The sequence below is a fragment of the Streptomyces coffeae genome, assembly GCF_016741875.1.
GTDB classification, from domain to species: Bacteria; Actinomycetota; Actinomycetes; order Streptomycetales; family Streptomycetaceae; genus Streptomyces; species Streptomyces coffeae.
Map to the genome: position 1 here is coordinate 15,479 of NZ_JAERRF010000028.1, position 11,324 is coordinate 26,802.

Consider the following 11,324-nt stretch of genomic DNA (forward strand, 5'->3'; position numbering starts at 1 on the left):
CATGTCCGACGTCATGTGGTGCACAAAAATAGCCGGCCGGCAGGCCGGAAGGCTCGGTCCCGCAGGGCGAGGCCCTGTGTAGCGCATTGAGATCTTGGATGTCGGCAGGACCTCAGCTGACCACGGTGTATGAGGTGGTCGGGCTGAGCCTGCCGGGCCCCCAGTTCGACCACCCGATGGAGGGGTTGAGAACTGGTGGACTGGGACACCATCACCCTGCTCGTGCTCGCGGCCTTCGGTCTGGCCGGGCTCGTGCTGACGCTGGCAGCGGAGATCCTGTCCAAGATTCCCGCGGTGATCGAGGCATGGCGGCGGGTCCGTACCGCATGGCGCGAAGGAGACGACGGCTCCTGAGGACAACCGTCCGGCGGCCGGGCCCGACCAACGACCCCGGCGAGCGGGATTGAACGTTCGGCGAACACCGCGTGAGAGGTGGGCGACATCGGCGCCGGCCCCGCCACCGGCACATACATTCGCTCCCTGAAGCCATTCCATGCACGGGGGGACACCATGAAGTGGCTGGAACAACTGCTGGGTCCGGAGAATCTGCTGGCGCTGCTGGGCGTTGTCGTCACGGTGGGCGGGCTCTCGTACGAGCGGCTGATCCCGGGGCGGAAACGCATCGGGTATCGCGTGCAGATGGACACGCTGATAGACGACAGTACCCATGACGGGCCCATCCATCAGCGGCTGCGGATGCTGGAGAACACCCCGGATCTGGCCGGGGCCTCCCTGGTGCTGCTGAGGATCGAGAACGACGGGTTCCGTGGCATCGACGTCGACGACTACATCACCGCGCCCTCGACCGAGCACCGCGGGCTGACCGCCACCTTCCCCAACCGCGTCGTCCGGGATGTCGCGGTCACCGAGCCCAGCCATCCGGATCTGCTCCGGTATCTGCCGCAGAACGGTACGGCGGAGCGTCCGGGACTCATCTGCCGTGACAATGAGATCGCGCTGCCGAGCGTTCCGCTGAACAAGGGCGATCACTTCAAACTGCTCGTGCTGCTGACCGGGGCCGGGACCGATCAGCCACCCCATGTCGGCGGGCGGATCAAGGAAGGCCGGGTCCGCAACAACGAGAAGTTCCGGCGGCCCAGCAACCGGGTGCTCGGGCTCATCGGCAGCCTGCTCGCGCTGCTGATCCTCCAGCCCTTCGGCTATCAGCTGGCGCGGGAGGAGCCGCTGCCGCGCGGCTGTGCCACGGGCACCCTGACCGTCGTCGGATCCACCGCGTTCGAGCCGGTGGCCAAGAGCCTGGGCCGGGCGTACCACGCCGACTGCGCGGGCGCCGCGGTGAGGGTGGAGGCGCAGGGCAGCGGCAGGGGCGCGGGCACTCTCCGTCGGGCCGGGGAAGCGGCCGGGGGCGGATTCCCGCCGTATCTTTCCTTCTCCGACGGACCGCAGGGCAACACGGACCGGCGGCTGAAGGAGCATCTGGTCGCCCTGTCCGTCTTCACCCTGGTGGTCCACAAGGACGTACCGGTCAAGGGCCTCTCGCTCGCGGAGCTGCGCCGCATCCACACCGGAAAGGTGACCCGCTGGAGCGGAACCGATCTGCCGGTCCGGCTGGTGAGCCGGGACGCGAAGTCCGGGACCCGCGGGGTGTTCGAGGACCGGGTGCTCGGCGGCAACGAGATCTCGCGCACCTCGGACGACTGCCGTACGCCGAAGTTCGCCCACGACCGGGTGGTCCGCTGTGAACTCGACAGCACCCGCGAGGTGCTCACCACCGTGGCCCGCACCCCGGGCGCCATCGGCTACGCCGAACTGCACAGCGCCGAGGTGAGCGCGGCCCGCGGCCAGGTGCGACTGCTGAGCCTGGACGGACGGCGGGCCTCGACCGGTGCCGTGCGGGACCGGAGCTATCCGTTCTGGGAGCCCGAGTACGCCTATACGTACGCCGCGCCGCCCGCCAACTCCCTGACCTCCAAGTTCCTGGATTATCTGGCCGGGGACACCGGGCGGAACATCGTCGAGAGCCATGGCCATCTGCCGTGCTCGGTCCCGGAGAACCTCACGGCGTGCCGGGACGCCGGTGCCGTCCGGCGGGCGGGAGCCGGGCGGGCCGGGGAAGCCCGCCCGGCCGGGGCCTAGGTGACGTTCACGCCGCCCCAGGCGTTGTCGACCGCCTTGTACTCGGCGCTGTTCGCGCCGTACAGGGCCTTGGCCGCCTTGAGGGTGGCGGTACGGGCCTTGGCGTAGTTGGTGGTCGAGGTCATGTACGTGGTGAGCGCCTTGTACCAGATCTGCTCGGCCTTGGAGCGCCCGATGCCCTTGACGGTGCGGCCGTCCTTGGTCGGGCTGTCGTAGGTCACCCCGCCGATGACCTTCCGCCCGCTGCCCTCGGCCAGCAGGTAGAAGAAGTGGTTGGCGATACCGGAGGTGAAGTGCGGGTCGTCCTCGCCGACGCCGCGCTTCCAGTAGTCGTAGGAGTAGCCGTCCTTGCTCGGCTTGTCCATGTAGCGCAGCGGGGTGCCGTCGCCGTTGATGTCGATCTTCTCGCCGATGAGGTAGTCACCGGGGTCCTTGGCGTTCTTGGCGTAGAACTCGACCGCCGTGCCGAAGATGTCGGAGGTGGCCTCGTTCAGCCCGCCGGACTCACCGCTGTACTCCAGATTGGCGGTGGCGGAGGTCAGACCGTGGCTCATCTCGTGGCCCGCGACATCGAGCGAGGTGAGCGGCTTCTTGTTGTCCGTGCCGTCGCCGTAGGTCATGCAGAAGCACTCGTCGTCCCAGAACGCGTTCTCGTACGCGTTGCTGAAGTGGACGCGGGAGTAGGCGGCCTTGCCGTTGTTCCGGATGCCGTTGCGGTGCAGGACCTTCTTGTAGTAGTCCCACGTCATGGCGGCGCCGTAGTGGACATCCACGGCGGCGGTCTGCGCGATGGTGGGCTTGCCGTTGCCCCAGACGTTGTTGGCGTCCAGGAACTTCGACCCCTTGCCCTCTTCCTTGTGCTTGAGGTTGTAGGTCATGTGGCCACCGCGGGCGGTGTCCTTCATCAGCCACTGGCTGCCGCTCTTGACGGTGCCGACGGTGACCTTGCCGTTGTGCTGGCCGGTACCGGTGCCGGTCTCGATGGCCTCGTAGGAGTAGAGCCGGGCGCCGGTGTCGGCGTCGGTGATGATGTGCGTCCGGCTCGGGGTGCCGTCCTTCTGCACACCGCGCACCACGGTCTCGTAGGCGAGCACGGGCTTGCCGGTGGCGGCCCAGATCACCTTGCGGGGCGCGCGCTCGGTCTCGGCCTCCGGACCGGCCTGGGACTTCGCCGCGTTCAGCGCGGACCGCTGGGCGCCGGAGGGGGCGATGGCGGCGCGGGTGTCGGACACCGCGATCTTCGCGTCGGTGGCCTTGGTGACCCCTTCGGAGGCGCCGCCGGCGGACGTGTGCACGACCAGGTCGCCGCCGAGGACGGGGAGGCCGTCGTAGGTGCGCTCGTAGCGGGTGTGGACGGTGCCGTCGGCGTCCTTGACGACGTCCCGGACGACCAGCTTCTCCTTGCCGCCCAGCCCCAGCGACTTCGCGGTGGACACCGTGGTGGTGCCCGCCTCGCGGAGCAGCTCGGCGCGGGCCGAGGCGGAGAGCGTCAGGGTCTGGCCGCCGGCGGCGGTGGACTTCGGGGTGGCCGCGTCCGCGGAGCCGGTGCTGAAACCGGCGGCGAGGAGGGAGACGGCCACGGCCGCCGCTCCGGCGGCGAGGGTGGTGCGCGAGCGTCTGCGACGGGATATGCCGGATATGACAGACGACGAGCGTGAATCCACGCGTATCTCCAGTTGTCATGGGGAGTTGGGCGTCATACCGCCCAACGTGGCAAAGAGTGGGCTTTGCCATGTACAAAACATACCGGTGTCCGGGGCGGATGCCCCGGACACCGGCTGTGTTTGTGCGTAACGTGCTGGGTTTTACTTGACGTTGACCCCGGCCCAGGCGGCGGCCACGGCCTTGGACTCGGCACCGTCGGCGCCGTAGAGGTCGTTGGCGGCCTTCACGGTCGCCTCACGGGCGGCCTTGTAGTCCGTGGTGGACGTCATGTACGTGGTGAGCGCCTTGTACCAGATCTTCTCGGCCTTGTCGCGGCCGATGCCCTCGACCTTGGAGCCGTCCGCGGTCGGGCTGTCGTACTTGACGCCGTTGATCTCCTTGGCGCCGCTGCCCTCGGAGAGCAGGTAGAAGAAGTGGTTGGCGACACCGGACGAGTAGTGCACGTCCTGGTTGCCGACATCGTCGGACCAGTTGTCCGCGGAATTGCCGTCCTTGCTCGGCTTGTCCATGTAGCGCAGCGGGGTGCCGTCGCCGTTGATGTTGATCTCTTCGCCGATGAGGTAGTCGCCGACGTCTTCCTTGTTCTTGGCGGAGAACTCCGCCGAGGTGCCGAAGATGTCGGAGGTGGCCTCGTTGAGGCCGCCGGACTCACCGGTGTACTCCAGACCGGCGGTCTTGGAGGTGACACCGTGGGACATCTCGTGCGCCGCGACGTCGAGGGCGGTCAGCGGGGCCTTGTTGCCCTCACCGTCGCCGTACGTCATGCAGAAGCAGCTGTCGTCCCAGAAGGCGTTGACGTAGTTCTCGCCGTAGTGGACCCGGGAGTACGCGCCCTTGCCGTCGTCGGCGATGCCGTTGCGGCCGTGCACGTTCTTGTAGTAGTCCCAAGTGACGGCGGCACCGTACTGGGCGTCGACACCCGCGGTCTGCGGCTCGTCGGGCTTGCCGTTGCCCCACTTGTCGTCGTCGTCGGTGAACGCCTTGCCCTCGCCGTCCTCCTTGTTCTCGAGGTTGGTGGTCTTGTGGCCACCGCGGTCGGCGTCGGTCAGCGTGAAGCCGCTGCCCTCCTTGGAGGTGCCCAGCTCCACCGAACCGGAGTACATGCTCTCTCCGCTGCCGGTCTTGATGCCCTGGAACTCGAAGAGCTTCTTGCCGGTGGCGGCGTCGGTGATGACGTGCAGCTGGTTGGGCGTGCCGTCCTTCTGGACACCGCCGACGACGGTCTCGTAGGCCAGCACCGGCTTGCCGTTGGCGGCCCAGACGACCTTGCGCGGGGTTTCGGCGGTGGCCTTCTTGCTGCCGTCGGCCTTGGCCAGCTTGGCCGCGGCCTTGGCGGCGGTGGTCGGGGCGACCTCGGCGGAGGTGGTGGCGACCTTGATGGTGGCCTTGGTGGCCTTGGTGACGCTTCTGGCGTCGCCGCCCTTCTTGCCCTTGGCCTCGTGGACGATCAGGTCGCCGCCGAGGACGGGCAGACCGGCGTAGGTGCGGTCGTACCGGGTGTGGACGGTGCCGTCCGCGTCCTTCATGACGTCCTTGACGACCAGCTTCTCCTTGGCGCCCAGGCCAATGGACTTCGCGGTGTCCGCCTTGGTGGCGTTGGCGTCGCGCATCAGCTCCGCACGGACCGACGCGGTCATCTTGGCGGGCAGCGCGCCGGCGCGGACATCGTCCCCGGCCGGTGCGGCACCGGCCGAGCCGGTGGTCATTCCGGTGGCCAGCAGGGCCACCGCGGCGATCGCGGCACCGCCGACGATGGCCGAACGGCGCTTGCCGCGCTGGGATATGGGCATGGTGAACTTCTTGCTCACTGCGAACTCCTCATTGCTGTGGGGGGGTCAGCGCCGGGCAGCGGGGAAGTGCGGCCCGGTGCTGAACAAGAGGTGCAGGTGCGTAATGCCCCGGCAGACTGTCATACAAGTCGAGGACATGTCACGTGTTTGGCGACAGGACGGCCGGAAAATGTTCGTTGAATGTTGATCAGTCTCCGGATACCGGATTCAACCCGGCAGGCAGCGGCCCCCGTCCGTGGGCCACGGCGGGGGCTCGAAGGGGCGTGCAAGGACTTGTTACGGCCAAGTAGCACTGGTGCGGGGGGGAGTCGGGTGCGCGGGGCGTGCGCGGGCATGGAGGCGCCGCCAGGGGGAGTCGGGTCACCCCTGGCGGCGCCTGCTGTGTGGGCAGGGTCACACCCTCATCGGTCGCGGCTCATGCCGAACCACCGTCAGAAGGTGAGCTTCCAGCTGTTGATGTAGCCGGTGTCCTGCGCGTACACGTCCTGCACCTTGAGCTTCCAGGTCCCGGACGCGGCCTTGGACGAGGCGTCGACCGTGTAGGTGGTCTTCACATCGGCCGCCGAGTCCCAGATGCTGGAGTTCTTCAGCCGGTACGCGGTGCCGTCCGGGGCGACCAGGTCGATCACCAGGTCACCGCGGTAGCTGTGCACGATGTCCACGGCCACCTTCAGGCCGGCGGGGGCGTTCCCGGCCCGGCTCACCGTGATGGGCGAGGTGACGGCCGCGCCCGCGTCGGGGACGGCGACGTCGGTGGTGTTCTCGAAGACGCTGCCGCCACCGGAGGTGTTCACGGTCCAGGTGAAGGAGGCGGTACCGGTCTTGCCCTGGGAGTCGGTCACCGTGACCTTCACCGCGCTGGATCCGGTGGCGGTCGGGGTGCCGGAGATCAGACCGGACGAGGAGTTGATCGACAGACCGGCGGGCAGCCCGGTGGCGGAGTAGCTCAGCGCGCCCGCGTTGGAGCTGGTGGCCTTGATCTGGAGGCTGACCGGCCGGCCCACGATGCTGGTCTGGTCACCGGGGCCGGTGACGGAGACGCCGTCGGCGATCCGGGTGCCGACGTTGACCCCGGCCCAGGCAGCCGCCACCGCGTTGTACTGCGCGCTGCCCTGGCCGAACAGCTCGCCCGCCGCCCACAGGGTGGCGTCACGCGCGCCCGCGTAGTTGGTGTTGGAGGTCATGCGCTGGCTCAGCGCCTTGAACCACACCTTCTCGGCGTTGGCCCGGCCGATTCCGGTCACCGGGACGTTGTCGTAGGTCGGGCTGTCGTACTTGACGCCGTTGATCTCCTTGGCGCCGCTGCCCTCGGACAGCAGGTAGAACCAGTGGTTGGCGACACCGGACGAGTAGTGCACGTCCACATTGCCGATCCCGGAGTACCAGTTGTCCTTGGAAGCCCCGTCCTTGCTGGGCTTGTCCATGTAGCGCAGCGGGGTGCCGTTGCCGTTGATGTCGATCTTCTCGCCCACCAGGTAGTCGCCCACGTCCTTGGTGTTGTTGGCGTAGAACTCGACGGCGGCGGCGAAGATGTCGGACGTGGCCTCGTTGAGGCCGCCGGACTCACCGCTGTAGACCAGCTTGGCGGTGGCCGCGGTGACGCCGTGCGTCATCTCGTGGGCCGCCACGTCGATGGAGGTGAGCGGCTTGGCGTTGCCCGAGCCGTCGCCGTAGGTCATGCAGAAGCAGCTGTCCTGCCAGAAGGCGTTGACGTAGTTGCTGCCGTAGTGGACCCGGGAGTACGCCCCGACCCCGTCGCCCCGGATGCCCGAACGTCCGTGGACGTTCTTGTAGTAGTCCCAGGTCTCGGCCGCGCCGTAGTGCGCGTCCACACCGGCGGTCGCGGCGTCGGAGGTGGTGCCGTTGCCCCAGACGTCGTCGGCGTCGGTGAAGAGCGTGCCGGTGCCCGAGCTGCCGCCGTTGAGGTTGTACGTCTTGTGGCCGCCGCGGCCGCCGTCGGTCAGGCTGTACGAGCCGGAGCTGCCCGAGGTGCCGATGGTGACCTGACCGCTGTACTGACTGTTGCCGGTGCCGTTCTGGACGGCCTGGTACTGGTAGAGCTTTTTGCCGGTGGTGGCGTCGGTGATGACGTGGAGCTCGTTGGGGGTGCCGTCCTCCTGGAGGCCCCCGACCACGGTCTCGTACGCCAGGACGGGCGTGCCCTTCGCCGCCCAGATCACCTTGCGCGGGGCGCGGTCGGCCTCGGTCTTCCGCGAACCCTGCGCGTGCGCGGCCTTGACGGCGGCCTTCTCCGCGGTGGCGGCCTTGACGGCAGCGGTTGTGGTGGGAACCTTGACCCGGGCCTTGGTGGACTTGGCGACCGACTGCACCGCGCCGCTCTTCGCCCGGTCGATGACCAAGTCGCCACCGAGCACCGGCAGTCCGGCGTAGGTGCGCTCGTAGCGGGTGTGGGTGGTGCCGTCGGCGTCCTTGATGACGTCCCTGACGACCAGCTTCTCCTTGGCGCCGAGGCCCAGGGTCCGGCCGGTGGCGCCGGTGGCGGACTCGGCCTCGCGCAGCAGCGCGGCGCGCTGGGCGGGGGAGAGCTCGACCGGCAGGGCGCCGGGGTCCGCCGTGGCGGACATCGTCCCGGTGGCGGGCGCCGAGCCCGAGCCGTCCGGCCGGGCGGACGCGGTGCCGGTCTGCACACCGACGGCGATCATCGCCGCGGCGGCGACGAGCGCGCCGGTCGCGACGGCGCGCCGTCCGGGTCTGTGGAAACCAGATCTGAGCTGCCGTTGGGGGAGTGATCTCACGCTGACTCCTTCTGCGCTGGCCGCGCGATGGCGCGGCCGGGACGACCGGGCGGCTGGGTCGCCGTCCGGGCAGGGCGAGGCAGAACAAGCAGATCTTTCAGGTGCGATGTGGGGGGTGGCTGTCATCGGTGCGGCGACAGACGATGGGACCGCTGTCTCAGCCGAGGGAAGAGTCCCACCGTTCGATTCAACCTGTCAGGGTCGTGACAAAGATTGACCGGAAAGCGTCCGTTGACACATGTGCTGTGTCCGTATTTCGAATGACGTGGTGTGATTCCGGACGTCTGGGGAGACGACCCGATGACAGTGGGAGCTCGTAGCATCACCGGCATGGCCGCTTCCGTGAACCCGATCGACGAACCCCCGCACGCGTTCACCGACCTCCGGCAGATGCTGCACGCCTACCTCGACTACTTCAGGGAGGTGGTCCTGCACAAGCTCGACGGGCTCTCCGAGCGCGAACTGCGCACCAGTCGGCTGCCCTCCGGCTGGACCCCGCTGGAGCTGCTGTGCCATCTGGCCCATGTCGAACGGCGCTGGCTGCGCTGGGGGTTCCTCGGCGAGCCGGTGGACGACCCGTGGGGCGACCGCGGTCCCGACGACCGCTGGCACGTCCCCGAGGAGGTGTCGCCCGATACGGTCCGCGCCCGGTTCGAGGAACAGTGCGCCTGGTCGCGGGCGGCTGTCGAGGGCGTACCGCTGGAGCGGCGGGCGCGCACCGGGGGCCGCTTCGCCACCGAGGCCGACGCTCCTTCGCTGGGCTGGATCCTCTTCCACCTGCTCCAGGAGTACGCCCGCCACGCCGGACAGCTCGACGTCGCACGGGAACTGGCCGACGGCACGGTCGGCGAGTGACGGCGCCGGGGGATCCCCGCTGTGAGCGGGTGTTCGGGGGCAGCCCCAGGCGTCTGCCACGGGGGAGCGGACGAGGCGGAGCCACCGGGGGGACCGTCCGCCCCGGCCGCCCCCGGGCCAAAGGGGGCTCGGGGCGGACGGCCGTCTCAAGACCGCCTGTAGCGGTCCGGGCTGTTGTGTTCACGGTGGCGGGGGCACTGGCACGGTGGCCACGCCTGCCCCAGCCCGTAGGCGTCCGTGTCCCTGCCGACGAGGACGGCCACCACCGCGCGCCGCGCGGTCACGATCCCGTCGCGCGCCACGGTGTAGACGCGCATCGTCATCCGGGGTTGTTCACCGCCGGGTGCCGTGTTGTGGGGGTTCACCGGCCCCCTCCTCGACTGGTGCGAGAAGTTGCAGCACGCTGCGCAGGCTCCGCCTTACCGCACCCAAGTGATAGGTGAGTTCTTCCGGCGCGGCGGTGGCCAGGCTCAGGCCTTCAGCGGCGGCCAGGCTCTGCGTGGCGACGATGACGACGGACCGCTCAAGGCCGTCGCGGGTGGGCTTGCCCGCGGCGATACACGTCGGGCACAGACCCGAACGCGGGTCGGCGGGGTCGCGGTGCCCGAAGTCCCCGAGCGCGGTGCACAGAGCGCAGCCACGGGCCGGGACGGTCGCGGTGCGGCCGTTGGCGCTCACCGGAGCGCCGCCACGCGGTGCGGAGCACGTACCAGCTCCACGCGGGGGCCGCTGTTCCGGCGCTGTTCCCGCCGCCGCTCATCGGCCACCAGGTAGGGCCTCACCATCGCGGGCAACTCGCCATCCAGCGGGAAGGGGACCGCGCGCAGTTCAAGGGTCGGCGAGTCGCTGTACGGGAGCAGGGGGGCCGAACGAAGCGCTACGCCGCGCCATGCTTCAAGCCCGAATGACAGACCGTCAGTTAGCGGAGAGCTGCGGCGTCGATACCAAGACAATCGGCCGATGGATCACAGAGACCGGACGGGTACCCCGTGCCCGCCATCGGTGGGCCGTCTGCCAAGCACTCGGAGAGGACGAGGCGGTGTTATGGCCAGCAGCCGCAAAGAAGGCGATCAAGGTTGGACCGGACCGCGAGGTCGTTTCCGTCTATCCGTACCGGTCCGGTTGCCCGGCCTCTCTGTGGCGGTCACTGGTCACCAAGGCTGAGCGAGAGCTGACGTTCGCGGGTTACACCAACTACTTCCTATGGCTCGAACAGTCCCGGTTCGGTACCGTGCTGCGACGCAAGGCCGCCCGTGGATGCCGTGTGCGCTTTCTCCTTGGGGACCCTGACAGTGATCTCACGCGGTCGCGCGAACAAGACGAAGACGTCGCACTCACGCTGTCCACGCGTATCCGCGTGACACTCGCCGAACTGGGGAAGATCAGAAGTCAGCCGGGCATCGATGCAAGGTACAGCGGAGGGCACGCGTACCTCTCCGTGTTCCGCTTCGATGACGACATGATCGTCACGCCCTTGCTGACACACAGCGTGGGGCACGATGCCCCCACACTGCATCTGCGCCGCCACCAGGACGACGGCATGTTTGACCCCTTCGCTTCACACGTTGAGGAACTGTGGAACCGGGGCACCCCGGTATGGGAAGGGGAAGGCCATGGGTAGGCGAGACTACGAGGACGACCCGAATGCCCCGGCCGCGAACAGCTTGCTTCCGGCCGCGTCCGCCGTCGTCGTCGACGACGGACGCATCCTGCTTCAGCGTCGGCGCGACAACAACATGTGGGCGCTTCCCGGTGGTGCCATGCACATCGGCGAGTCGTTGCCGGACTGCGCGGTTCGGGAGACGCGCGAAGAGACCGGGTTCGATGTTGAGATCGTGGGCATCGTCGGCACCTACACCAATCCTCGTCACGTCTTTGCCTACGACGATGGCGAGGTACGGCAAGAGTTCTCCATCTGCTTCCTGGCGCGTCCCGTGGCCGGGCAGCTGGCGGTCTCCGAGGAATCCACAGATGTTCGCTGGTTCGAGCCGGGAGAGATCGACGCGCTCCCGATGGTCCCCAGCATCCGAAAGCGCGTGAACGACTGGCGCCACGGCAACATGCCCGCCGCCCGGTAGCCAACAGGCACGACGCATCGGCCCCGTCGTCCGCCGGGGTCGATACCGTGTCGGCACACAACCGCGCGCCCGCGCCCCGCTCA

The 11,324-nt window shown here is 68.7% G+C and carries 10 protein-coding genes; 5 read left to right on the forward strand and 5 right to left on the reverse strand.

From position 1 onward, the window contains the following. The first annotated feature begins 195 nt into the window (after nt 1-195). Together JK363_RS32975 and JK363_RS32980 are read left to right on the forward strand one after the other, a co-directional pair. The gene (locus JK363_RS32975) at nt 196-354 is read left to right on the forward strand and encodes a hypothetical protein (RefSeq protein ID WP_201880966.1); all 159 of its coding nucleotides are present in this window, start codon (nt 196-198) and stop codon (nt 352-354) included. Between the two features lie 156 nt (nt 355-510). Continuing rightward, on the forward strand, nt 511-2,097 hold the full coding sequence (locus JK363_RS32980) for a substrate-binding domain-containing protein (protein ID WP_201880967.1): 1,587 nt from the start codon (nt 511-513) through the stop codon (nt 2,095-2,097). On the opposite strand, the gene JK363_RS32985 is transcribed toward JK363_RS32980, so the two are convergent. The 3 genes from JK363_RS32985 to JK363_RS32995 form a co-directional block, all read right to left on the reverse strand. Next, entirely contained in the window at nt 2,094-3,761 is a 1,668-nt protein-coding gene (locus JK363_RS32985) for a M4 family metallopeptidase (RefSeq protein WP_201880969.1), read from the reverse strand. The genes JK363_RS32980 and JK363_RS32985 overlap by 4 nt on opposite strands. A gap of 141 nt (nt 3,762-3,902) precedes the next feature. Beyond that, complete coding sequence (locus JK363_RS32990; RefSeq protein WP_201881073.1) at nt 3,903-5,552, reverse strand: M4 family metallopeptidase; 1,650 nt, start codon at nt 5,550-5,552, stop codon at nt 3,903-3,905. Between the two features lie 431 nt (nt 5,553-5,983). Further along, nucleotides 5,984-8,215, reverse strand: a complete 2,232-nt coding sequence (locus JK363_RS32995) for a M4 family metallopeptidase (RefSeq protein WP_201881074.1) — start codon at nt 8,213-8,215, stop codon at nt 5,984-5,986. 423 nt (nt 8,216-8,638) lie between these two features. Between JK363_RS32995 and JK363_RS33000 the strand changes: the two genes are divergently transcribed. Beyond that, on the forward strand, nt 8,639-9,163 hold the full coding sequence (locus tag JK363_RS33000; protein ID WP_236076287.1) for a DinB family protein: 525 nt from the start codon (nt 8,639-8,641) through the stop codon (nt 9,161-9,163). A 146-nt stretch (nt 9,164-9,309) separates the two neighbouring features. Here JK363_RS33000 and JK363_RS33005 read toward each other — a convergent pair whose 3' ends face one another. Both JK363_RS33005 and JK363_RS33010 read right to left on the reverse strand, forming a co-directional pair. Further along, nucleotides 9,310-9,528, reverse strand: a complete 219-nt coding sequence (locus JK363_RS33005) for a hypothetical protein (RefSeq protein ID WP_201881084.1) — start codon at nt 9,526-9,528, stop codon at nt 9,310-9,312. After that, nucleotides 9,497-9,841 carry a hypothetical protein gene (locus JK363_RS33010; protein ID WP_201880972.1) on the reverse strand — a complete coding sequence of 115 codons (345 nt, stop codon included), beginning with the start codon at nt 9,839-9,841 and terminating at the stop codon, nt 9,497-9,499. The genes JK363_RS33005 and JK363_RS33010 overlap by 32 nt, the downstream gene beginning before the upstream one ends. Nucleotides 9,842-10,067: 226 nt before the next feature. Here JK363_RS33010 and JK363_RS33015 point away from each other — a divergent pair, with 226 nt between their 5' ends. Then, nucleotides 10,068-10,784, forward strand: coding sequence for a DUF5919 domain-containing protein (locus tag JK363_RS33015; RefSeq protein ID WP_236076288.1), 717 nt, complete (start codon nt 10,068-10,070; stop codon nt 10,782-10,784). After that, nucleotides 10,777-11,241 carry an NUDIX hydrolase gene (locus JK363_RS33020; protein WP_201880974.1) on the forward strand — a complete coding sequence of 155 codons (465 nt, stop codon included), beginning with the start codon at nt 10,777-10,779 and terminating at the stop codon, nt 11,239-11,241. Before JK363_RS33015 ends, JK363_RS33020 begins: the two co-directional genes overlap by 8 nt. The last annotated feature ends 83 nt before the right edge of the window (nt 11,242-11,324 follow it).

Coding starts and splice junctions, on each gene's coding strand:
- JK363_RS32980 (WP_201880967.1), top strand. CDS start 511: ATGAAGTGGCTGGAACAACTGCTGGGTCCGGAGAATCTGCTGGCGCTG.
- JK363_RS32990 (WP_201881073.1), bottom strand. CDS start 5,552: ATGCCCATATCCCAGCGCGGCAAGCGCCGTTCGGCCATCGTCGGCGGT.
- JK363_RS32995 (WP_201881074.1), bottom strand. CDS start 8,215: ATGATCGCCGTCGGTGTGCAGACCGGCACCGCGTCCGCCCGGCCGGAC.
- JK363_RS33000 (WP_236076287.1), top strand. CDS start 8,639: ATGGCCGCTTCCGTGAACCCGATCGACGAACCCCCGCACGCGTTCACC.
- JK363_RS33015 (WP_236076288.1), top strand. CDS start 10,068: ATGACAGACCGTCAGTTAGCGGAGAGCTGCGGCGTCGATACCAAGACA.
- JK363_RS33020 (WP_201880974.1), top strand. CDS start 10,777: ATGGGTAGGCGAGACTACGAGGACGACCCGAATGCCCCGGCCGCGAAC.